Raw genomic sequence first — 22,298 nt, 5'->3', positions numbered from 1 at the left:
ACAGGGCCTAGTCCCGCACCGCGCCGGACGGGGACGCCGCCGGCTGCTTCCGCACCGGGTGCAGGCACAGCGGGGTCACGCCGTTCGCGCTGTACTGGAGGTAGGCGTAGTAGTCGCCGTCCGCGCAGTACCCGTTGTGCTGCTCGGTGACCAGGTACTGCGCGTCCGGCGAGTCGCAGGGCACGTTCCTGAGGTCCTGGTGGGGCCACTCGCGGTCGTTGTGCGCGCACGCCCCGACCGAGAGCGGCTCGGTGTTCTTCCGGGGCTGGAAGCGCACCCGGGACGGCTCGTCGGAGCCGTCGGCGGCGATCAGGACGGTCACGGCGACCACCAGCGCGGCCAGGACGGCGAGCGGGATCAGCACGGACGGCCGACGCAGCAGCGGGCGGCCGGGGTCCAGCGGCGGGCGCCAGGCGGCCGTGACCGGTGCCGGCAGCTTCCGGATCCGGACCAGCGCACCGAGGTTGAGCAGCAGGGTGGCCGGCGTGATCAACAGTGACAGCGGCCCCCACCAGCCCCGTACCAGGGTGTCCCGCTGCATCTGGCGGAACACGGCCAGCGCGCACGTGCGGCACAGTGCCTCCCGCCGCCGCAGCAGCCGCATCATCACCACCATGCCCTGGTGCCCGCGCACCGTCACCGGCGCGGCGGGCAGCGCCCCGCACACCTCGCACACCGACCCGGGGACGGGCGGGTACGGCGCCCCGGGCTGCTGGTACGGGTACGCGGGATACGGGGAATGCGGGTACGGCGTACTCAACGGTGGCCTCTCCAGGGGGACATGCCGGAACGGATCAGCACCCTACTCGGCGAGCTGCGGGGGCAGCGGTGCCGCGTGCGTCACGATCAGACCCGACACCGCCCGGGTCAGCGCCACGTACAGCCGCCGCAGTCCGGTGCGTTCGTCCGGCTCGCCGTCCACCACGGCCCGCGGCTCGTCCAGCACCACGTAGTCGTACTCCAGACCCTTGGCGAGCGAGGCCGGGACCAGGGTCAGCCGGGTCTCGCGGGTGGTCTCCTCGCCGGGCGCCAGGTAGGAGATCCCGGCGGCCGTCAGGGCCTCGGCCAGCTCCGGGATCCGGGCGTCGGCGGCGATCAGACCCGTCGAGCCCTCGTTGCGCAGCAGCCGCGCGCAGGCGTCGACCACATCGGCCGCCCCGGCCGCCGTACGCACCTCGAAGAAACCGGGGTTCTCCCGGACCGAGGCGACCGGGGTCAGCCCGGGCGCGATGTGCGGCAGCAGCCGGGAGGCGTACGCGATGACGTCCGTCGGCACGCGGAAACCGGCCGTCAGCTCCTCCACCGCACCCTCCGGCTTGCCCAGGTGCGCGAGCGCCTCCGCCCAGCTGCGGGTCGCCCACGGGGTCGTGCCCTGCGCCAGGTCGCCCAGCACGGTGGCGCTGCCGGTGCTGCAGCGGCGGCCGACGGCCCGGTACTGCATGGGGGACAAATCCTGCGCCTCGTCCAGCACCACGTGCCCCAGCGAGTGCGTGCGCTGGATCAGATCGGCCGCCTCGTCGATCAGCACGGCGTCCGCCGCCGACCACTTGGCCGACTTCACGCTGCGCGCCGGCCTGGTCCACAGGATCGTCTTCTGCTCGTCCTCGTCCAGGATCCCCGCGGCGTGCTCGGCGAGGAACTCCGCGTCCGACAGCAGCCGCAGCACCAGTTTCGCCGGGTCCACGGCCGGCCAGATCGCCTTCACGGCCGCCTTCACCGCGCTGTTGCGGGCCACCGCGTCCTGCACCCGGTCGTCCGGGGCCTCCCCGGCCTGCTCCATCCGCACCAGCACCGCGTGCGCGATGCGCTGCGGCAGCGCCTCCCGGGCCGCGCCGTAACGGATGTCCCGGGCCAGCAACTCGGCGACGATCTCCTCCAGTTCGTACGCCGGGATCCGCCAGCGCCGGGAGCCGCGCACGACCACCACCGGCTCGGTGGGCGGGGTCACGTGCGCGTACAGGGCCCGCCGGAGCACCTCGGCCATCCGGGCGTCGCCCTTGACGATCGCGGCGGCGGCCTCGTCCGTGCCGCGCACCTCCACATGGGCGACCAGGTCGTCCACCGTCGCCTGCCGCACGGTCAGCTCGCCCAGCGCGGGCAGCACCTGCTCGATGTAGTGCAGGAAGGACCGGTTCGGCCCGATGACCAGGGTGCCGGTGCGGGCCAGCCGCTCCCGGTGGGCGTACAGCAGATACGCGACCCGGTGCAGGCCGACGGCCGTCTTCCCGGTGCCCGGACCACCCTGCACACAGACCGTCCCGGACAGGCCGGACCGGACGATCTCGTCCTGCTCCGGCTGGATGGTGGCGACGATGTCCCGCATCGGGCCCACGCGCGGCCGTTCGATCTCCTGCTGGAGCAGCTTGCTGGTGGCGGCGGCCTCCGCCGGGTCGGACAGGTGCTCGTCCTCGTACGCGGTCAGGTCGCCGCCGGTGTAGCCGAAGCGCCGGCGCAGCCCGACGTCCATGGGGTTCTTCTTCGACGCCCGGTAGAACGGCTGCGACACCGGTGCGCGCCAGTCGATGACCATGGGGTCGCCGTCGGCGTCGTGCACATGCCGCCGCCCGATGTAGAACCGCTCGCCCCCGGCGCCCTCGGCCCGCTCGGCGCCCGGCGCGTGCAGGTAGTCCAAGCGGCCGAAGAACAGGGGGGTGTCGCTGAGGTCGGCCAGCGCCTTGATGCGCTCGTCGATCTGGCGGGAGAGGACCTGGGCGTTGACCCAGTTCGCGGCGACGTCCTGGATGTCGAGCGCCTCCACGTCCTCGCGCATGGCGCGCAGGGCGGCACGGGAGGCGGCGAGGTGGGCGCGCTCCCGGGCCAGGGGGTCGTCGAGCGGGTCGTGCGGGTCGGGGACGGGCGTGGACAAGGGGGTGCCTCCGGTGGGCCTGCTGCGTGGGCGTGGGCGTGGCTTCGACGGTGTCGTCCGGTTTCCGGCCGGACGACGGCACTCCGGGAGGGAGGCGGGCAAGGGCGGAGATCTTAGGCGGGGTGCCGGGAAACGTCCAACGGATTTCCGGGCCCCGGCCGTTCCGGGCCCTGGCCGTTCCGGGCCCTGGCCGTTCCGGGTCCCGGCCGTTCCGGGTCCCGGCCGATCCGGGTCCGCGCGTCCCCTAGGGGGCAGAGGCCGCTTGGTCTCAGGGGTGGCCTCCACCCGGGGGCCTACGCGGGGCGGCCGAAAACTCTACCCGGGGGCCGATGTGCCGGAGGTGGGCGGCGATCCACCATGGGGACATGAGCGCAGCGACCCTCACTTCCGCCCTTTTCCGGCCGCCGTCCGGCGCCACCGCCCTGGACGGCACCCACCACCACCCGCTGGGCAACGCCCTGCGCGCCGTCAAGGTGTTCGCCGAGGCCGCGTTCAGCGTCGTCATCCTCGGCGAGTACGGCGAGTACGGCGAGGAAGCGGGCATACGCCGCAGATGACGACATAGGGTCGGCTCCGTGCGGAAACGGACGGCCCTGATCCTGCTCGCCCTCTCCCTCGCCTCCTTCGGCACGCTCTGCGCCCTGCGCGGCGCGCCCATGGCCGACCTCCTCGTCTACCGCGCCGAGGGCGCCGCCGTGGCCCACGGCACCGACCTGTACGGCTTCACCGCCACCGAGTGGCGGCTCCCCGCGACCTACCCGCCCTTCGCCGCGATCCTGTTCGTCCCGGCGGCCTGGCTCCCCGTTCCCCTCCTGAAAACGGCGTTCCTCGCGGCCAACGTGCTCCTGCTCGCCGTCCTCGTCGTCCTGTCCGCCCGCCTGGCCCGGCGCACCCCGGCCCCGCCCGTGGTCTGCGCCGCCACCGCCCTCGCCCTCTGGCTCGAACCGGTCTTCCAGACCCTGCTGTTCGGGCAGGTCAACCTGGCCGTCGCCTGCCTGACCCTGTGGGACCTGACCCGGCCCCCCGGCGCCCGGTGGGCGGGAGCGGCCCTGGGGATCGCGGCCGGGATCAAGCTCACCCCGGCCGTGTTCGTGGCCTGGCTGCTGCTGCGCGGCCGGATACGTGAGGCGGCGACCGCGCTCGCGGCCTTCGCGGGGACGGTCGCGTTCGGTGCCGTGCTGCTGCCCTCGGCGAGCGTCTCCTTCTGGACCCGGCGGCTGTGGGAGACCGGCCGGGTCGGCAAGGCCTGGATCGTGGACAACCAGTCCCTCCAGGGGCTGATCGCGCGGATGCTCGGCGATCCCGCGCCGGGCCTCGGCTGGGTGCTGCCGGCGCTGGGCACCGGTGCCGTCGGCCTGTGGCTCGCGGCGCGCGCCCGGCAGGAGCGGCACGGCATCCTGCTCACCGCGTGCACGGCCCTGCTGGTCTGCCCGATCAGCTGGTCCCACCACTGGGTGTGGTGCGTGCCGCTGCTCGCGGTGCTGCTCGGCGACGGCCACCGGTGGGCGGCGGCCGCCACGGCGGCGGTCTTCACCGCCCGCACGCTGTGGCTCGTCCCGCACGCGGGCGACCGGGACCTGCACCTGCCGTGGTGGCAGCAGCCGGCGGCGTCCCCGTACCCGCTGCTGGTGCTCGTCCTGCTGGCGGGGGCGGCGGTGGCCCGCCGCCCGGGGCGTCAGGCCGCGCCCTCCGCCAGGATCTCGTCGGCGTCCAGGATCCGGTAGGCGTAGCCCTGCTCGGCCAGGAACCGCTGCCGGTGCGCGGCGAAGTCCTGGTCGATGGTGTCGCGGGCGACCACCGAGTAGAAGTGCGCCTGGTGGCCGTCGGCCTTGGGGCGCAGCACCCGGCCGAGCCGCTGGGCCTCCTCCTGCCGGGAGCCGAAGGTGCCGGACACCTGGATGGCGACCGTGGCCTCGGGCAGGTCGATGGAGAAGTTCGCGACCTTCGACACCACCAGCACGCTGATCTCGCCCTCACGGAAGGCGTCGAAGAGCTTCTCGCGCTGGGCGTTGGAGGTCTCCCCCTTGATGACAGGAGCGTTCAGATGCTCACCCAGCTCGTCCAGCTGGTCGATGTACTGGCCGATGACCAGGACCTGCTGCCCCGCGAACCGGCGCACGATCGCCTCGGTGACCTTCCGCTTGGTGGCGGTGGTCGCGCAGAAGCGGTACTTCTCCTCCGCCTCGGCCGTCGCGTACGCCAGCCGCTCGGAGTCGGTCAGGTTCACCCGGACCTCGACGCAGTCGGCGGGCGCGATGTAGCCCTGCGCCTCGATCTCCTTCCACGGCGCGTCGAACCGCTTGGGCCCGATGAGGGAGAACACGTCCGACTCCCGGCCGTCCTCGCGCACCAGGGTGGCCGTGAGCCCCAGCCGGCGGCGCGCCTGGAGGTCGGCGGTGAACTTGAAGACGGGCGCGGGCAGCAGATGCACCTCGTCGTAGACGATCAGCCCCCAGTCCCGGGAGTCGAACAGCTCCAGGTGCGGGTAGACGCCCTTCCGCTTGGTCGTCAGCACCTGGTAGGTGGCGATGGTGACCGGCCGGATCTCCTTCTTGGTGCCGCTGTACTCGCCGATCTCGTCCTCGGTCAGCGAGGTCCGCTTCACCAGCTCGTGCTTCCACTGCCGGGCGGAGACGGTGTTGGTGACGAGGATCAGCGTGGTCGACTTCGCCTGGGCCATGGCCCCGGCGCCGACCAGCGTCTTCCCGGCGCCGCAAGGGAGGACGACCACACCGCTGCCGCCGTGCCAGAAGTTCTCCACGGCCTGCTTCTGGTAGGGGCGCAGCGCCCAGCCGTCCTCCAGCAGCTCGATGGGGTGCGCCTCGCCGTCGACGTAGCCGGCGAGGTCCTCGGCCGGCCAGCCCAGCTTCAGCAGCGTCTGCTTGATCTGCCCGCGCTCGGAGGGGTGCACGACGACCGTGTCGGGGTCGATCCGGGCGCCGACCAGCGGGGCGATCCGCTTGGACTTCAGGACCTCCTCCAGCACCGGCCGGTCGGTGGTGGTCAGGACGAGTCCGTGCGCGGGGTGCTTGGAGAGGGTGAGCCGGCCGTAGCGGTCCATCGTCTCGGCGATGTCCACGAGCAGCGCGTGCGGCACGGGGTACCGGCTGTACTCCACCAAGGCGTCCACGACCTGCTCGGCGTCGTGCCCGGCGGCGCGCGCGTTCCACAGGCCGAGCGGGGTGACCCGGTAGGTGTGGATGTGCTCGGGCGCCCGCTCCAGCTCGGCGAAGGGCGCGATGGCCCGCCGGCAGTCGTCGGCCCGTTCGTGGTCGACTTCCAGCAGCAGGGTCTTGTCGGACTGGACGATCAGTGGACCATTCACGCGCGGCACACCCTTTCCACAACGGCCAAACGTCCAGTGTGCCTCATCGAGCGGGTTTGTCCCGGGGCCGTGCGCTGTGCAACCCCGTCCCGTCCCCGTGGGTCTACGCCTGCGACGGGGGCCGAGGGGAGGGCGTGGAATGGCAGCGGTCAGATGGGCGACCGGCGCGGGGGCCGTGGTGGTGCTGGTGGGCAGCGGTGTCTGGGCCATGCGGCCGGGCCAGGTCGATGCCCGGCTGTGGGAGGAGGTTCGGCCGGTGATCGAGGCCCGGCTGGCGGCGGAGCAGCGGGGCACCGGGTACGGCGAGGAGGTGCCCGCGCTGGACGCGCACTGGTTCTGCCGGGCCGAGCCGGTCGGCCTGGAGCGGCACGGGGACGAGGTCCGGGCGGGCGTCGACACGCTGTGCGTCGAGTACGGGGTGCGCGACGGCGGCCTGGTGGAGTGCGGCGGCGGACGGGTCCCGCAGGTGCTGCGGCTGGCGCGGGCCGCCGACGGCCGCTACCGGGTGGTCTCCCGCGAGCAGGCTCCCGACGGCGCGGGTCACGCGGACTGGACCGAGTCCCACTTCGGCCGCCGCACGCTCGCCCTGCGCGACGAGATCTCCTCCACCCCCTTGGAGGAAGCGGCCCGCACCCGCTACGGCCTGCGCGAGGACACTCCGGTCGGGGACTGCTGAGGGGGGACGGGCGCGGCCGGGGGCCACGGGTTCGCCCGTACGGGGCGGGAGGGGGCCCGGCCGGGCTCGTGGGGTCGGCGCGCCGGCCGGGCCTGCGGGGCGCGGCTGCCACGTGCGGAGCGTGCGGCGGGGTTGCCCGGCTCGGTGGGTGGGCCGGGTGCGCCGGCCGCGGGCCGCCGGGGCGGACGCGCCGACGGCAGGGACCCGGGCGGGCGGGGCGTCGATGGGGGCGGCTCAGTCCTCCGCCAGTTCGGCCACCCCCGTGATCCGGTGCAGGGGGTACGTCCGGATCTCGTCCGCCGTGTGGTCGTACGCCGTGACGAAGCCGCCCTCCACCCGGACCGGCGAGATGACCCGCTGGCTGGCGGCGCCCTCGGCGTTGACGTAGCCGATCCACAGGGAGTCGCCGGTCAGGACGGCGGCCTGCACGGTGGCCAGGGTCTCGGCGGAGGAGGTGCGGGGCAGCTCGCCGCCCGCCAGGGGCTCGCCGACGGGCTTGCGCGGGGTGGTGGCGGCCAGATCACCGGCCCGGATCGCGCGGATCGCCGCCGTGAGCAGCGTGGCGTCGGGCACCGGCGGCCCGTCCGGCACCGGCTCGGGCGCGGTGCGCGGCGGGCTCCGGTGCGCGTGGGCGCGGGCGATCAGCACATCGCCCTCGGCGGACTCGGCGGCGGGCGCGTAGCCCATCGCGCGCAGCCCCTCCAGCAGCGTCGCCGGGTCGGTCGGCGCGGCCAGCACGGTCGGGGCGAGGCGGCGCAGTCGCAGGGCGGCGGCGCGCTTGTCGGCGAGGATCTCGTTCAGCAGGGCGTCGTCGTCGCAGCGGACGTATGCCGAGGCGGCGCCGACCCGCAGATGGCCGTGCCTGCGGGCCACGTCGTCGATCAGATAGGCGAGCGGCTGCGGTACGGGGGTGCGGGAGTGCTCGGTGAGGAAGGCGTGCAGGTCGGCGGCGGTCCGGCCGGCGTCCAGGGCCCGGCGGACGGACGCCGGGGTGAACCGGTACACGGTTGCCCCGCCCTTGGACTCCACGTCCGCGAGCACGCCCAGCATGTCCGCGAGCGGGCGTCGCAGCGGGCCGGGGGCGACCGCCGTCAGGTCGGCCTGGAGCAGCACGTGGTCCAGGGGCTCGGGCAGCAACGGCGCGAGCAGCCGCGCCGCCTCGGCCCCCGCGACGGCCTGCTCGGGCCCGGACAGCGGCACGAGCCGGTCGGGGACCCGGTGGCGATGCACGGGGAGCTTGTCCCCGGGACCATCGGCGGCGGGGTGACCGGGGGCATCGGAGGCGGGGTGACCGGAGGCGCCGGTCCCGGTCGTGCCGGCCCGCGTGGCTGCGGCACCAGGTCCGGCGCCGGGAGACGATCCCGTTCCCGGGGCCTCGGCCGCCGAGGGGCCGGAATGGGCGGCGGGGGGAGCTCCCAGCAGTGCGCGCCCCTGGGAGGAGAGGGCGCCCCGGCCGGTCAGGCCCAGCAGTTCCGCCTCCGACAGGGTCCAGCGGGCCAGCCGGGTCCGCAGGTCCTCCTCGCCCTCCCGCCGGCCCTCCTCGCCGTCCCGCCGGCCGCCCCGCAGCGGACGCTCCCAGCGCAGCCGGGCCAGCACCGACTCGGTGTCCGGTGCGGCACCCGCCGCCAGCCCGGCCAGCAGGGACAGCACCCGGTGCCGTACCTCGGGCGCGGCGGACCGGTCGAGCCCCGGCCCGAGCGCCGACAGCGTCCGGTCCTTGGCGTCCCGGCCGCCGACCAGCCCCGGGGTCCGGGTGGCCGCCAGCCACGCCTGGGCGAGCCGGACCCAGCGCTCGGCCGGAGGCTGCTCCAGCCACTCGTCGTAGGCGGGGGTGGCCGCGTACCGCTCGTCGGCCTCGCCGTCGGAGGCGATCAGCCCGGCCGCGTACGCCAGTTCCACCCAGAAGGCGGCGACCGGCTCGGAGACGTCCAGGGCCACGGCCGTCCGCTTCAGGTCGCGGACGCTCAGCCCGCCCGCCCGCAGCACGGCCGGGCCGCCCTCGTCCCACTCCTTCAGCAGTTCCTCCACCGTGGCCAGCGCGGTGTACGCCTGCCCGGCCGCGGTGGCGTCCACCACCCGCGGGCTGTGCGTCGCGGCCGGTACCACGGCGGGCGGCAGCGGCTCGGTGACCCGGTGGGCGCGGCCGGCGCGCAGATGCAGCGCGACCTCGCGGGGCAGCACGACCGTGCCGGGCGCGGTCGGCAGCAGCAGACCACGGTCCAGCAGCCAGCGCAGATGCGCCGCCGGATCCGCGGTGACCTGCCCGTACGGCGGCCCCCACACCAGCCGGGACAGCACCTCGCGGGCGGCCTCCGGGGCCTGTGCGAGCAGCCGGGCCAGCTTCTTGCGGTGGGTGAACAGGGCGGTCAGCGCGGCCACGGCGGACACCGAGTCGTGCGTCGACGGCAGCCCGGCCGTCGTCACGATCTCCTGGATCCGCCCCGGAGACATGCCCGAGGTGGCCTCCTGCACGGTCGGCCCGAGCCCGGTCGGGGACGGGTGCTGCGGCGAGGGGGCCAGCACCTCGCGGGCGGTCCGCACCAGCCGCAGCCGGTCGTCCCCGCCCCACACCAGCGCCTGTTCGCGCAGGGTGTGAAGGGCCCGCGGCAGCGCGCCGGCCACGACGGGGTCGCCCGCGTCCCCGGCCATCAGTCCGAGCAGGGTGTCGTACGACGCCGGGTCCGGGGCGACGGCCAGCGCCTCGGCGGTCTGGAGCGCGAACCGGTCCAGCCGCTCCAGGGCGCGCAGCACCGACGCACGGGTGCCGGCGCGCGTGGCGAGCTGGGTGAGATCGGTGGGCACGGGGGTGACGAGGTCCGGGCGGCTGCGCAGCAGCGCGGCGAGGGAGGAGTCGTCCCGCGCGCGCAGTGCCTCCGCGAGGGACCGAGGGGCTGAGTGGGCCTCGGGGCTCATCCGGTCAACGTTAGCGGACAACCATATGCCGAGGGCATCCACCGGGAAGCGGTACCGTCCCTCCCGGGGTTTCAAGTCGGCGCACCCCGGAGGGGTTCCGTGGGGATCGAGAGCGATCAGGTCGTCTACGAGTATCTGAGCCGCGTCGGTGACATCGCCCAGCAGCGGCAGCTGCCGTCGGCGACACGCATGCGGCTCGTGTCGGAGCTGCGCAACGAGATCGACCGGCACCGGGCGAAGGCGACGGTGGACTCGCCGGCCGCCGTCCGCCGCATCCTGGACCGCCTGGGCAGCCCGGACGAGGTGGTCACGGCGGCGGGCACGGCCGGCGGTGCCCCGCAGCCGCCCGCCACCGCCGTACCGGCCCAGCCCTCCGCCGAGGAGCAGGCGCCCCGGCGGGAGCGGCCCAGGGGACTGCGCCGGGCCGTACCGCGCCCGCGCCCGGCCGAGCCCGAGCCGCCCGCCGCGGCACCGGCCGGGGCGGCCCCGCCGCACCTCGCCCCCGCGCACGAACTCGGCGACGGCTCGGCACCGCCCGACTGGTGGCGGGTACGCGGTCCGGTGGCGGACGCCGACCCGGTGCCGGGGTTCGTCGGCGGGGTGGAGATCCCGGAGCTGCTCAAACGTCCTCCGCGGGAGGCCGGGCCGGCCACCGCCGACGCCGGGACCGAGGCCGTGCCGGGGGCCAAGGCCCCCTCGGGGACCGAGGCCACGCCGGGAACCGAGCCGGGGCCCGCCCCGCGCCGCCGGCTGGGCGGACTGCTGCCGGCCCGCGGCAAGACCGCCCCGGCCGAGGCTGCCGGGGCTGCCGGGGCTTCCGGGGCCGCCGCCCGTGGGCCGCTGTCCGGCTGGTCCAATCCCCTTCTGCTGCTGGCCGCCGCCGCGCTGGTCGCCGGCGCCGTCCTCGGCAACTGGTTCGCCCTGCTCCTCGGCTGGGCCATCGCCTACGGCTCCCGGCGGCTGACCCCCGCGGAGACCAAGTGGGCCGTGATGATCCTGCCCGGCGCGGCGGTCGCGGCCGGTCTGCTCTGGCTGTGGGGCCGCACCGACGGCCGCTGGGGCACCCCGATTCCGCAGGGCCACATGAGCGACGCGATCGGCGAGACCTGGCCGTGGGTGGTCCGGGGCGCGGCGGTGGCCTCGGCGCTGTACCTGGTGTGGCGCTCACAGCGGAAGGGGTAGCGCCTGGGCGGTGACGGCCAAGCCGCGGCGTGCCCGCATGGGGGCGCGGGGAACCGCGCGACCAGCCACCCGTGGACCCGCGCACGGCGCACGCCAGCCGCCCGCACGGCGCGGACCGGCCCCACCCGCCCGCACCCGGCGATCCACAGCCGCCCACAATGGCGCGGACCCGCCCGGGCCCGCCCGTCCGCACCCGGCAGAATGTCCCCCATGGCCTCCACCCTGACCGTCGGTTTCGACCTGGACATGACCCTCATCGACTCCCGCCCGGGCATCCGCGCCTGTTACCGCGCCCTGGCGGAGCGAACCGGCACGTTCATCGACGCCGATCTGGCGGTGACCCGGCTCGGCCCGCCGCTCGTGGAGGAGCTGGCCCACTGGTTCCCGCCGGAGCGGGTGCCCGAGATGGCCGAGGTGTACCGGGCGATGTACCCCTCCATAGCCATCGCCGCGTCGGCCGCGATGCCCGGCGCCCGGGAGGCGGTGGACGCGGTGCGCGCGGCCGGCGGGCGGACGATGGTGGTGACGGCGAAGTACGAGCCGAACGCCAAGCTGCACCTGTCCCACCTCGGCATCGAGCCGGACGTGGTCGTCGGCGACCTGTGGGCCGAGCAGAAGGCGGAGGCGCTGCGCGAGTACGGCGCGTCCGTGTACGTCGGCGATCACGTCGGAGACGTCCGCGGGGCCCGCGCCGCGGGTGCGTACTCGGTCGCCGTCGCGACCGGGCCGTGCCCGGCCGAGGAGCTGGACGCGGCCGGCGCGGACGTCGTCCTGACCGGTCTGACCGCCTTCCCGGAATGGCTGGACGGCTACCGCGAGGCGCCCGGGGCGGCCTCCCGCGCCTGACGCCGTCCGGCGGTGACCGAGCGCAGCACACCGGCACCGGCGACGAGGAATCCGACGGCCATGAGCATGCTCAGACCGAACATGTAGGTCGGAAAAGGCTTCGCCCCGAGGAACAGCGGGGCCACCGTGACCAGGGTGGCCACCGCCCCGAGGAAGAAGACGACGGCACCGGCCCGGATCAGTCGGTCACCGGGCGCGGCGGAATTCGCTTGGGTTTTGTCACGCACCGGACCAGGGTAGTTCCCTGCGCGAGAGAACAACCGGGGGACGTCTTGTCACCCGCCCGAAGACCATTAGCCTTGGTATCGGCGGGTCATGGTCGACCCGCTCTAGTGCTATCAAGAGCAGTTTCCGAAGTAGTTTTCCCAACGAGTACGAGGACGAGGACAGACGTGCCTACCGGCAAGGTCAAGTGGTTCAACAGCGAGAAGGGCTTCGGCTTTCTCTCCCGCGACGACGGCGGTGACGTCTTCGTCCATTCCTCGGTTCTCCCCGCCGGAGTCGACTCACTCAAGCCGGGACAGCGCGTGGAGTTCGGGGTCGTCGCCGGTCAGCGCGGTGACCAGGCGCTGTCGGTGAACGTGCTCGACCCGACGCCCTCGGTCGCCGCCGCCCAGCGCAAGAAGCCGGACGAGCTGGCGTCGATCGTGCAGGATTTGACGACCCTTCTCGAGAACATCACCCCGATGCTGGAGAAGGGCCGTTACCCGGAGAAGGCCTCCGGCAAGAAGATCGCCGGCCTGCTCCGCGCGGTCGCCGACCAACTGGACGTCTGACCCGGCCCGGACTCCCTCAGGGGAAGTCCAGCGCCCTCGGGCCGAGGGGCGGCAGCAGCCCCTCGGCCGCCGCACGGGTGAGCAGCCCGCGGACCGCCGCGTAGCCGTCCTCGCCGAGGTCCGCCGTGAACTCGTTGACGTACAGCCCGATGTGCTGGTCGGCGACGGCCGGGTCCATCTCCTGGGCGTGCGCCATGACGTACGGGCGGGAGACCTCCGGGTCGTCCCAGGCCATGCGCACGGACGTACGGATCGATTCGGCCAGCCGGGTGAGCGTCTCCGCGCCCAGCGACCGCCGGGCGATGATCGCGCCCAGCGGGATCGGCAGCCCGGTGGTCCGCTCCCAGTGCTCGCCCATGTCGGCGAGCTTGTGCAGCCCGTAGCCCTGGTACGTGAACCGGGCCTCGTGGATGACCAGGCCCGCGTCCACCTTGCCGTCCCGCACGGCCGGCATGATCTCGTGGAACGGCATGACCACGATCTCGCCGACCCCGCCGGGCAGGGTGTCCGCGGCCCAGAGCCGGAACAGCAGGTAGGCGGTCGACCTCTCGCTCGGCACCGCGACCGTACGGCCCGTCAAGTCGGTCTCTGCTTCCCGGGTGAGCACCAGCGGTCCGCAGCCCCGTCCCAGCGCGCCGCCGCACGGCAGCAGCGCGTACTCGTCGAGGACGTACGGCAGCACGGCGTACGACACCTTCAGCACGTCCAGCTCGCCGCGCTCGGCCATGCCGTTGGTGATGTCGATGTCGGCGAACGTCACGTCCAGCGCGGGCGCGCCGGGCACCCGGCCGTGGGCGAGGGCGTCGAAGACGAAGGTGTCGTTCGGGCAGGGGGAGTACGCGATCGGCAGGGACCGCTGCTCACTGGTGGTCATGTGGGTTCCAACTCTCCAATGCGGGCGCCAGCTTCCCGAAGCCCTCGGTGAGGGCGGCGAGGGCGTCACCGATGCGCCAGGCGGCGCGGTCCCGGGGCCCCACCGGGTTGGAGACGGCGCGGATCTCCAGCACGGGCACCCCGTGCGCGGCGGCGGCCTCCGCCACCCCGAACCCCTCCATGCCCTCGGCGAGCGCGCCGGGATGCCGGGTCCGCAGGGCGGCGGCGCGGGCGGCGGTGCCGGTCACCGTGGAGACGGTCAGGACGGTGCCGGTACGGGCGCCGAGGGCCTCGGCGGCGACTCGTACGGCTGAATCCGGCGGGCGGTGGGTGACGGTCCCGAAGCCGAGTTCGGTGACCGGGAGGAAACCGTCGGCGGTCTCGGCGCCCAGATCGGCCGCCGTGATCGCGTCGGCGACGACGAGCGAGCCGACGGGCGCGTCGGGCTGGAAGCCGCCGCCGATCCCGGCCGAGACGACCAGGCCGTAGGGCCGGCCGGCCAGTGCGGCGGCGGTCAGCGCGGCGGCGGTGGAGGCGGCGGCGAGCGCCGGTCCGACGCCGGCGGCGAGCAGGTCCCAGCCCGCGCCGGTACGGCACAGGGCCGCGCCCGGCAGCCGTACCTCCTCGGCCGGCGCGGGCAGCGCCTTCGCCACCGCGTCCCGCTCGACGGGGACCGCGGTGGCGACGAGCACGGGAGCGGGGGGCGTGGTCAGCCCTCGGCCTTCTTCAACTCGTCGGCGTTCTTCAGCTTGAAGGACCACATGCCCTTGTTCGCCTTCTGGCCCATCTGGATCGTGAGCGTGTTGGTCTCGCCCTGCGTGCCGTACTGGGCGCTGAAGAACGCGCCGCTCGGGATCGTGCGGTACGTGTTCTTGCTGGGCTCGGTGAACGGGCGGCCGTTGACCAGGACGAACCAGCCCTCGTCCGCGATCTTCGGGTCGACGCCGATGCGGACCTGTGCGTCCTGGCCGACCTCGATCGACTTCACGTCGTCGGAGTTCTTGACGCAGTCCTTCAGCGAGTCGGCGGTCAGCTTGTCGCCGTCGTTGTAGCAGAGGGCCTCGGAGTTGACCGAGTTCCCGCCGACGGTGATCGTCGCGACGGGGGTCGGCTTGTCACAGGCCGACAGGACGAGCAGTCCGGCGGAAACGGCGCCGGCAACGGCGACGGCGCGGCGGCGTCGCACAGCGGATTGCAGCGTGGTCATGGCCGAAGGCTATCGGGCGGCCCGAGCCGTCCGCCCACGTGGGGTACGGCGTGCCCGGTTCGTTACGCCACGTGCGCCGGCGGCCGGTTCGTCGGATCGGATGTGCCGGACGGCCGGTTCGTCAGGTCGCGCGTGCCGGGCAGCCGCCGCCCCGGGCCGAGGCGAGCAGCCCGCGCAGGGTGGTCAGCCAGCCGGCGGCCACGAAGACGGCGCCGACCAGCAGCCCCACCGTGCCGTCCAGCGGCATCACGATGCCCACCGCGCCGCCGAACACCCACGCCATCTGCAACAGCGTCTCCGAGCGGGCGAACGCCGAGGTGCGCACCGCCTCCGGCACGTCCCGCTGGATCAGCGCGTCCAGCGCCAGCTTGCCCAGCGCCTGCGCGCACCCGGCGACCGCCGCGAGAAAGGCCACCGGGAACACCCCGAAGAACAGGCCGCCGAGCACCGCCACGCCGAGCACCACCGCGACGACGGTCACGATGATGATCTCCGGGGCGCGGGACCTGAGCCAGGCGCCCACGGCCGTCCCCAGCGCGTTGCCCGCGCCCGCCGCGACGCCCACGATGCCGAGCGAGACCGCCGCGCTCTGCCCGGCCAGCGGATGCTCGCGCAGCAGGAAGGCCAGGAAGAAGATCAGGAAGCCGGACAGACAGCGCAAGGAGGCGTTGGCGCCGAGCGCGTAGGTGACGGCGGGCCCGACCGAACGCAGCCCCGGCCGTCTGGCCCGCTCCCCGGGCGGACGCCGGGTGCCGGCCGCGAGCAGCGCCACGTCCTCGCCCTTGGCCGAGTCCACCTTGGGCGGCAGGGAGAACGACAGAAACGTCCCGGCAGCGAAGATCACGAAGGCGCCGTACAGCGGCCAGGGATCGCCGAGCGCGTGCAGCCCGGCCGCCACCGGCGCGGCGGCCCCGGTGGCCAGCAGCCCGGCGAGGGTGACCCGGGAGTTGGCCTTCACCAGCGAGAAGCCCCGTGGCAGCAGCCTCGGCACGACGGCACTGCGGATGACGCCGTACGCCTTGGAGGCCACCAGCACGCCCAGCGCGGCCGGATACAGCTCCAGCGCGCCGCTCGCCACCGCCCCCGAGATGACCAGCGCGAGCAGCGCCCGCGCCAGCATCGCGCCCGCCATCGCGGCCCGCCGCCCGTGCGGCAACCGGTCCAGGAGCGGTCCGATGACGGGGGCGAGCACGGTGAACGGGGCCATGGTGATGGCGAGATACAGCGCGACCCGGCCGCGCGCCTCGTCGGTGGGCACGGAGAAGAACACGGTCGACGCCAGCGCCACGGTGACCATGACGTCCCCGGCGCCGTTCACCGCGTGCAGCTCGATCAGCTTGCCGAGGCCCGACTCGCCCGCGCCGTGCGCGTGCGTGGCCCTGCGGATCCCGCGCGCCGTGCCGGTGACCGGAAGGTGCAGGGCACGGCCGACCGCGCGGACGGCCCCGCCCACCCGGCCCGAACCGCCGCCCCGACCACTCGCCTTGCCCGTGGCTGCCACGACGTTCATAGTGCCCCGGGAGCGGGCCGGATAGTGCGGTACGGCACGGACGGCGGCGTACGGCGTGAGGGAGCGGCGGACGGTGCGGGGGCCGGGTACGGACCGGGTGGGAAATTGCACGAATCCCGCCCGGTGTAGCGTGCCTGTCTCAGCCATAACGCAGAATGGATGGCAGAGGTGCGCCCGGGCGCGCGGATGCAGACGTCGATGCGGTCCCCAGGTCCGCTCCGTAGGCGAAACCGCCGGAGGCAGCCGCACTCGACGAGACGGCGTAGGAGAGAAGCGATACCTGTGAGCGCAGCGACAACGCGAAGCCGCACCCCCGACCGCCTGTGCGCCGAGGCCGTCGACCTCGCCCGCGCCGCCGCCGAGGAGGCCGCCGCGCCCGGGGTGATCGGTGAGCACACGGGCCTGGTGTCGGAGGGTGACCGCGTTGTCACGCACTTCTTCGAGTGCAAGGAGCTGGGCTACCGGGGCTGGCGCTGGGCGGTGACGGTCGCCCGCGCCTCCCGCGCCAAGATCGTCACGCTCGACGAGGTCGTCCTGCTGCCCGGCCCCGACGCCCTCCTCGCCCCCGAGTGGGTGCCGTGGAGCGAACGCCTGCGCCCCGGCGACCTCGGCCCCGGCGACCTGCTCCCCACCGACCAGGACGACCTGCGCCTGGAGCCCGGCTACACCGGTGACGAGGAGCCGCCGCCCAACTCGGTGGTCTCCGAGGAGATGCGGGAACTGGCCGAGGCGGAGGACGCCGACGTCACCCCCGGCACCCCGGCCGTCCAGCCGGCGACGCCCTCCCGGGGCACGATCGCGTCCGTCGCCGAGGAACTGGGCCTGCGCCGTGCGCGGGTGCTGTCCCGCTACGGCCTGCGCATCGCCGCCGACCGCTGGGAGGAGGAGTTCGGCCCGAAGTCCCCCATGGCCCAGGCGGCCCCCGCCACCTGTGTGTCCTGCGGCTTCCTCGCCCGCATCGGAGGCTCCCTCGGCCAGGCCTTCGGCGTCTGCGCCAACGAGTTCTCCCCGGCGGACGGCCGGGTGGTCTCCCTGTCCTACGGCTGCGGCGGCCACTCGGAGGCGGCGGTCATGCCCAAGCCCCCGCAGCCCGCCGCGCCGGTCATCGACGAGACCCGGGTCGACCCCTTCCCGCTCCGCCCGGCCCGTGACTCCGGCTCGGTCCCGGAGACCGGCGACGACGAGACGGCGGAGCTGGGCCACTCCTGAACGGCGGCCTCCGCTGCCAGACTGCCCCGGTGATCATCAGAACGGCGCAGGAACAGGACCTTCCCGGCTTCCTCGGGCTGGCGGCCCAGGTGGAGCACTGGTTCGGGCCCATGGTGGCGGACCCCGGCTTCACCCGGGCCGTACGGCAGAGCATCGGCACGGGTACGGCGCTGGTGGCGTCGGAGGAGTCCTCCTCCGGTCTCCTCGGCGCCGTCCTCTTCGGCGCGGCCCCGCCGGTCCACCATGTGCACTGGCTGGTCGTCTCGGACGGGGCGCGGGGGCGGGGCGTCGGGAGCGCGCTGCTGTCGGACGCGTTCCGCAGATGGGTCCGCGGGCCGGCCACCGTGGAGGTGGTCACGTTCGGCGCGGACCACCCCGGTGCGGTGGCCAGTGGGGCGCGCGTGTTCTACGAGCGGCTCGGCTTCACTCCGGCCGAGCCGGCGGCCCCCGGTCCGGAGGGCGGCTCCCGGCAGGTGTACCGCCGCCACGTCCCCTGAGCCGAGCCGCACCTCGGCCCACACGGTCTTGCGGGGCGCGGGCCCAGGCGTGGTGCCCCAGCGGTCCGCGAACGCGTCCACGAGCAGCAGCCCGCGCCCGGAGTCGGCGTCCGGCGCGGGACGGGTCCGCTCCGGCAGCCGGTCACCCCGTATGTCGGTCACCTCGATCCGCAGCACGTCCCCTACGGGGTACAGCGTCAGCCGGAAGTCCCGCCCGGCTGTGCGGCCGTGGACGACGGCGTTGGCGGCCAGCTCGGCGACGATCAGGGCGGCGGGGTCCATGGGCAGGCCCCAGGAGCGGAGTTGCTCCGTGGCGAGGAGACGGGCGAGCCGGGCCCCTCGCGGGGTGGTGGACAGCTGTATCGAGAAGTTCGGGTCAGGGGTGGGGGATTCGCGGTTCACGTACTCAGCGTGTCCATTTCCGGCACTTCTGAAGAGTGACGGGGTGGTTGCGTAGAGTCACTGTCCGCGCATGTCCGGTGGTGTCCGGGAGTTGGGGTCGTATACGGGACGGTGTCGGGAGGTTGCCGTGGGGCCGCCCGCTTCTCGGTGAGTGTCGTGCTTCCGTGAGCTGAGTCAAGGGCGCGTTCCGCGTCGGCTGCGCCGATGGGCCTGCGGCCCACCCTTGACGCACCTCACTCCAGCACGGGGGAGAAGCGAGCGGGCGGCCGGGGGAAAGTGGCCGGCTCAGGTTCTTCGGCCCGTGCGGTGGGCTGCGTTCGCATCGTGGGTCGGGGGATGCGCGTCGGCGCTTCGCCTGCACGCCGGGTGGGCTTAGCGGCTTCCGGGTGGTTGGGCGGTGGGCTCGGTGGGTGGGTTGTTTTGGAATGCTTGTCCATAACTAGCCCCTTTGCCTCCCCGCCTCCTTGCCCCTCGCGGTCAGGGCCGTCGTGGCAGTAGCCCGCCCTCGCTTCTGGATCAGCTGGCGCAGGCAGGCCCTATGGGGGGATCGCCCGCCACCCTTTCCGCGAGCCGCCCCGCTCACTCTGCTCGCTTCTTACCCGTGCTGGAGCGGGGTGGGTCAAGGGTGGGCCGGAGGCCCATCGCCGAAGGCGACGCGTAGCGCCCTTGAGGCGGCCCGTGGAAGCACGACACTGGCGGAGAAGCGAGCGGCCCGACGGCCACGTCACCACACCGCCCGCTCCGACTCCCCGCCGTGCACCCCTGGCACCCCGAGCAAGCACCCCGACTCACCTTCCCTTCGGCCCCCGACCCCTCCGCGCTGTACCTTCGTCCTCACGCGGAGGATGGAGAGTGATCGTGAGCAAGTTCGTGCGGCCGGCGGTGGAGGGGGCCGATCCGTTCGGGACGGCCCGGCTGCGGCGCGGGGTCCTCGACGCCTGGGCGACCAGTCCCGCCCGGTTCCGGGAGGACGCCAACGCCGAGGAGGATCTCGCCCTCGGCGGTTACCGGGACCGGCTCGTCGTCGAGTTGGCACAGAACGCCGCCGACGCCGCCGCACGCGCCGGGACGACCGGGCGGCTCCGGCTCACCCTCCGCGACGGCGTGCTCGTGGCCGCGAACACCGGCGCCCCGCTGGACGCGGCCGGTGTCGAGTCGCTGTCCACACTGCGCGCCTCCGCGAAACGGGACGCCGCGGCCACGCACGCCGCCGTCGGCCGGTTCGGGGTCGGTTTCGCCGCCGTACTCGCCGTGACCGACGAACCGGCGATCGTGGGGCGGCACGGAGGCGTCCGGTGGTCCCTCGCCGAGGCCCGGGAGCTGGCGGCCGACGTCGCCCGGCACAGCCCGGGACTGGGTGACGAGGTGCGCCGCCGGGAGGGCCACGTGCCCCTGCTGCGGCTGCCCTTCGCCGCCGAGGGCACCGCCCCCGAGCCGTACGACACCGCCGTCATCCTGCCCCTGCGCGACGCCGCCGCCGCCGATCTCGCCGAGCGGCTGCTCGCCGGTGTGGACGACGCCCTGCTGCTCGCCCTGCCGGGGCTGACGGAGGTCGTCGTGGAGATCGAGGGCCAGGAGCCGCGCACCCTCGGCCGCCGTACCGACGGTGCCTTCACGGTCGTGGAGGACTCCCGGGACGGCATCACCCACTGGCGCACCGCGTCCGCGCACGGGACGCTGACCCCCGACCTGCTCGCCGACCGGCCCGTGGAGGAGCGGCTGCGCCCCCACTGGTCGGTGACCTGGGCCGTACCCGTCGACACGTACGGCGCCCCGGCCCGGCCCCGTACCAGCCCGGTCGTGCACGCGCCGACCCCGAGCGACGAGCCGCTGGGCGTGCCCGCCCTGCTCATCGCCTCCTTCCCGCTGGACACCACCCGCCGGCACGCGGCGCCCGGACCGCTCACCGACTTCCTGGTGCAGCGCGCGGCCGACGCCTACGCCGCCCTGCTCGCCGAGTGGCGGCCGGTCGGGGAGGGGATCATCGACCTCGTGCCCGGTCCGCTCGGCAAGGGCGCGCTGGACGGGGCGTTGCGGCAGGCCGTGCTGGAGCGGCTGCCGCGTACCGCGTTCCTGCCGCCGGCCGTCGCGCCGAAGGGTGACGAGGAGCTTCCCGAGGCGCTGCGCCCCCGGGACGCCGAAATCGTGGAGGGCGCCGGCGCCGACACCGTACGGGTGCTGGCCGAGGTGCTGCCCACCCTGCTGCCGGCCGGGCTGGAGCGCCGCGCCGAGCTGCGCACCCTCGGTGTCGCCCGGCTGCCGCTCGCCGACGCCGTCGACCGGCTCGCCGGGCTGGAGAAGGAGCCGCAGTGGTGGTGGCGGCTGTACGACAGTCTCGCCGGGGTCGACCCGGAGCGGCTGACCGGGCTGCCGGTGCCGCTCGCCGACAACCGGACCACCATCGGGCCCCGGCAGGTGCTGCTGCCCACCCCCGACGCCACCCGGATCGACCCGGACCTCCTCGGACGGCTCGGGCTGAAGGTCGCCCACCCGGACGCCACGCACCCGCTGCTGGAGAAGCTGGGCGCGCTGCCCGCGACTCCCCGTGCCGTGCTGACCACCCCGCAGGTGCGGGCCGCCGTGGCGGGCTCCCTGGAGGAGGACGGCGCTCTGGGCTGGGAGGAGGACGCGCCGGACGCGGAAGAGCTGGCCGAGGCCGTGCTCGGTCTGGTGCGGGACGCGGGACTGGAGCCGGGTGACGAGCCCTGGCTGGGCGCGCTCGCGCTGCCCGACGAGGACGGCGAACTCGCGCCCGCCGGTGAACTGGTATTTCCCGGCAGTCCCTTCGCCCGGATCATCCGCGAGGGCGAACTCGCCGCCGTGGATGCCGAGTTGGCCGAGCGGTGGGGGGAGCAGCCGCTCACCGCGTGCGGCGTGCTGGCGGACTTCGCGCTGGTCCGCGCCACCGATGTCGTCCTGGACCCGGACGAACTGGAGCCCCGCGAGGGCGACTTCGCCGAGCCCGACGACGCGGGGCTGCTGGACGCCGTGGACGTGTGGTGCGAGGACATCCTCGACCGGTTCCCGGACAGCCCGGTGCCGCCCGTCGCCACCGAACTCGTCGCCGTACGCGACCTGGAGCTGGTGGACGACGACCACTGGCCCGAGGCGCTCGCCCTGCTGGCCCGGCCGCCGCTGCGGGACGCCCTCACCCAGCCCGTGCGCGTCCTGCTGCCCGACGGCACCCACGAGGTCGTACGGCCGTACACCGCGTGGTGGCTGCGCGGGCACCCGGTGCTCGACGGGCGGCGCCCGGCCGGGCTGCTCGCGGCCGGCGGGGACCCGCTGCTGCGCGGGCTGTACGACGAGGCGGACGCGACCGGGTTCGAGGACGAGCAGGTGCTGCGGGCGCTCGGGGTGCGCACCTCCGTCGGCGCGCTGCTGGACGAGCCCGGCGGCGCGGCCGAGCTGCTGGACCGGCTCGCCGACCCGGAGCGCTCGGTCACGCCCGCCCAACTGCACGGTCTCTACAGCGCGTTGGCGGAGCTGGACCCCGAGCGGGTGACCCTGCCGGACGAGCTGCGGGCCGTGGTCGACGGGCGGGTGGAGGTCGTGGACGCCGCCTCGGCCGTGGTGGTCGACTCCCCGGATCTGCTGCCGTTCACCTCCGGGGTGCCGCTGCTGCCGGTGCGGCCCGCGCGCGCCGCCGACCTGGCCGAGCTGTTCCAGGTGCGCCGGCTCAGCGAGTCCGTCACCGGCGAGGTGCACTCCGAGGGGACCGAGCACGACGTGCCCGAGTCGGTGCGGGTGCTGCTCGGACCGCGTACGCCCTCGGCCTACGTCGAGCACGAGGAACTCGTCGTGGACGGCGTGGAGATCGACTGGCGGCTGACCGACGACGGCGTGCTGCACGCGGCCACCCTGGAGGGGGTCGCGGCGGGGCTGGCCTGGGCGGCGGGGCAGTGGCCGCGCCGGTTCGAGGTGGCCGCGCTGCTGGAGGACCCGTCGCGCACGGAGGAACTGGCCCGCGACCGGTGGTTCGACTGACCCCGGGAGCGGCCCTGTCCACCGGATCC

At 74.7% G+C, this 22,298-nt stretch carries 18 protein-coding genes and 1 pseudogene; 9 read left to right on the top strand and 10 right to left on the bottom strand.

All coding sequences use genetic code 11. The features are described from left to right. Positions 1-7: 7 nt before the first annotated feature. Both HB370_RS18365 and HB370_RS18360 read right to left on the bottom strand, forming a co-directional pair. Positions 8-760 carry a hypothetical protein gene (locus HB370_RS18365; RefSeq protein ID WP_244405553.1) on the bottom strand — a complete coding sequence of 251 codons (753 nt, stop codon included), beginning with the start codon at positions 758-760 and terminating at the stop codon, positions 8-10. 42 nt (positions 761-802) lie between these two features. After that, positions 803-2,866: a UvrD-helicase domain-containing protein gene (locus HB370_RS18360; RefSeq protein WP_030779504.1), complete on the bottom strand. Its 2,064-nt coding sequence runs from the start codon at positions 2,864-2,866 to the stop codon at positions 803-805. 365 nt (positions 2,867-3,231) lie between these two features. Here HB370_RS18360 and HB370_RS18355 point away from each other — a divergent pair, with 365 nt between their 5' ends. Continuing rightward, entirely contained in the window at positions 3,232-3,423 is a 192-nt protein-coding gene (locus HB370_RS18355; RefSeq protein WP_030779503.1) for a hypothetical protein, read from the top strand. 18 nt (positions 3,424-3,441) lie between these two features. After that, a complete protein-coding gene (locus HB370_RS18350; RefSeq protein ID WP_030779497.1) occupies positions 3,442-4,590 on the top strand; it encodes a glycosyltransferase 87 family protein in 1,149 nt (382 codons plus the stop codon). Here HB370_RS18350 and HB370_RS18345 read toward each other — a convergent pair. Continuing rightward, complete coding sequence (locus HB370_RS18345; RefSeq protein ID WP_030779495.1) at positions 4,542-6,191, bottom strand: DNA repair helicase XPB; 1,650 nt, start codon at positions 6,189-6,191, stop codon at positions 4,542-4,544. The genes HB370_RS18350 and HB370_RS18345 overlap by 49 nt on opposite strands. A 139-nt stretch (positions 6,192-6,330) precedes the next feature. Between HB370_RS18345 and HB370_RS18340 the strand changes: the two genes are divergently transcribed. Next, complete coding sequence (locus HB370_RS18340; protein ID WP_030779493.1) at positions 6,331-6,867, top strand: hypothetical protein; 537 nt, start codon at positions 6,331-6,333, stop codon at positions 6,865-6,867. A gap of 234 nt (positions 6,868-7,101) precedes the next feature. Here the strand turns inward: HB370_RS18340 and HB370_RS18335 are convergent, their stop codons facing one another. After that, entirely contained in the window at positions 7,102-9,780 is a 2,679-nt protein-coding gene (locus HB370_RS18335; RefSeq protein WP_167512996.1) for a helicase C-terminal domain-containing protein, read from the bottom strand. A 99-nt stretch (positions 9,781-9,879) separates the two neighbouring features. On the opposite strand from HB370_RS18335, the gene HB370_RS18330 reads away from it, so the two are divergent. Continuing rightward, a complete protein-coding gene (locus HB370_RS18330; protein WP_030779488.1) occupies positions 9,880-10,962 on the top strand; it encodes a hypothetical protein in 1,083 nt (360 codons plus the stop codon). A 201-nt stretch (positions 10,963-11,163) separates the two neighbouring features. Further along, positions 11,164-11,808 (top strand): HAD family hydrolase, encoded by a 645-nt coding sequence (locus HB370_RS18325; protein ID WP_030779486.1) that lies wholly within the window; start codon positions 11,164-11,166, stop codon positions 11,806-11,808. On the opposite strand, the gene HB370_RS18320 is transcribed toward HB370_RS18325, so the two are convergent. Beyond that, complete coding sequence (locus HB370_RS18320) at positions 11,772-12,035, bottom strand: hypothetical protein (RefSeq protein ID WP_030779484.1); 264 nt, start codon at positions 12,033-12,035, stop codon at positions 11,772-11,774. The two genes, HB370_RS18325 and HB370_RS18320, sit on opposite strands and share 37 nt — an antisense overlap. A gap of 165 nt (positions 12,036-12,200) precedes the next feature. Here HB370_RS18320 and HB370_RS42480 point away from each other — a divergent pair, with 165 nt between their 5' ends. After that, positions 12,201-12,584: a cold-shock protein gene (locus tag HB370_RS42480; RefSeq protein WP_030779482.1), complete on the top strand. Its 384-nt coding sequence runs from the start codon at positions 12,201-12,203 to the stop codon at positions 12,582-12,584. 16 nt (positions 12,585-12,600) lie between these two features. Here HB370_RS42480 and HB370_RS18310 read toward each other — a convergent pair whose 3' ends face one another. The 4 genes from HB370_RS18310 to HB370_RS18295 all read right to left on the bottom strand — a co-directional run bounded on the left by HB370_RS18310 (position 12,601) and on the right by HB370_RS18295 (position 16,174). Further along, the gene (locus HB370_RS18310) at positions 12,601-13,458 is read right to left on the bottom strand and encodes a 1,4-dihydroxy-6-naphthoate synthase (protein WP_030779480.1); all 858 of its coding nucleotides are present in this window, start codon (positions 13,456-13,458) and stop codon (positions 12,601-12,603) included. Continuing rightward, the gene (locus HB370_RS18305; protein WP_078637442.1) at positions 13,445-14,149 is read right to left on the bottom strand and encodes a futalosine hydrolase; all 705 of its coding nucleotides are present in this window, start codon (positions 14,147-14,149) and stop codon (positions 13,445-13,447) included. The genes HB370_RS18310 and HB370_RS18305 overlap by 14 nt, the downstream gene beginning before the upstream one ends. Before the next feature lie 17 nt (positions 14,150-14,166). Next, entirely contained in the window at positions 14,167-14,664 is a 498-nt protein-coding gene (locus HB370_RS18300) for a DUF2771 family protein (RefSeq protein ID WP_030779476.1), read from the bottom strand. Positions 14,665-14,785: 121 nt separating this feature from the next. Beyond that, positions 14,786-16,174 carry an MFS transporter gene (locus HB370_RS18295; RefSeq protein WP_078637441.1) on the bottom strand — a complete coding sequence of 463 codons (1,389 nt, stop codon included), beginning with the start codon at positions 16,172-16,174 and terminating at the stop codon, positions 14,786-14,788. Positions 16,175-16,456: 282 nt separating this feature from the next. Here HB370_RS18295 and HB370_RS18290 point away from each other — a divergent pair, with 282 nt between their 5' ends. After that, complete coding sequence (locus HB370_RS18290; RefSeq protein WP_030779471.1) at positions 16,457-17,383, top strand: DUF3027 domain-containing protein; 927 nt, start codon at positions 16,457-16,459, stop codon at positions 17,381-17,383. A 29-nt stretch (positions 17,384-17,412) separates the two neighbouring features. Beyond that, positions 17,413-17,880: a GNAT family N-acetyltransferase gene (locus tag HB370_RS18285; RefSeq protein WP_030779468.1), complete on the top strand. Its 468-nt coding sequence runs from the start codon at positions 17,413-17,415 to the stop codon at positions 17,878-17,880. A 6-nt stretch (positions 17,881-17,886) separates the two neighbouring features. Here the strand turns inward: HB370_RS18285 and HB370_RS18280 are convergent. Next, positions 17,887-18,282, bottom strand: a pseudogene (locus HB370_RS18280) (ATP-binding protein); the annotation flags it as partial. A gap of 858 nt (positions 18,283-19,140) precedes the next feature. Here HB370_RS18280 and HB370_RS18275 point away from each other — a divergent pair. Beyond that, the gene (locus HB370_RS18275) at positions 19,141-22,269 is read left to right on the top strand and encodes a hypothetical protein (RefSeq protein ID WP_030779465.1); all 3,129 of its coding nucleotides are present in this window, start codon (positions 19,141-19,143) and stop codon (positions 22,267-22,269) included. The last annotated feature ends 29 nt before the right edge of the window (positions 22,270-22,298 follow it).

Origin of the sequence: Streptomyces sp. DSM 40868, assembly GCF_011820545.1 — a bacterium.
Classification (GTDB): domain Bacteria; phylum Actinomycetota; class Actinomycetes; order Streptomycetales; family Streptomycetaceae; genus Streptomyces; species Streptomyces eurythermus.
The sequence above is the reverse complement of the archived record's forward strand: the minus strand, read 5'-3'. Positions and strand labels throughout refer to the sequence as shown.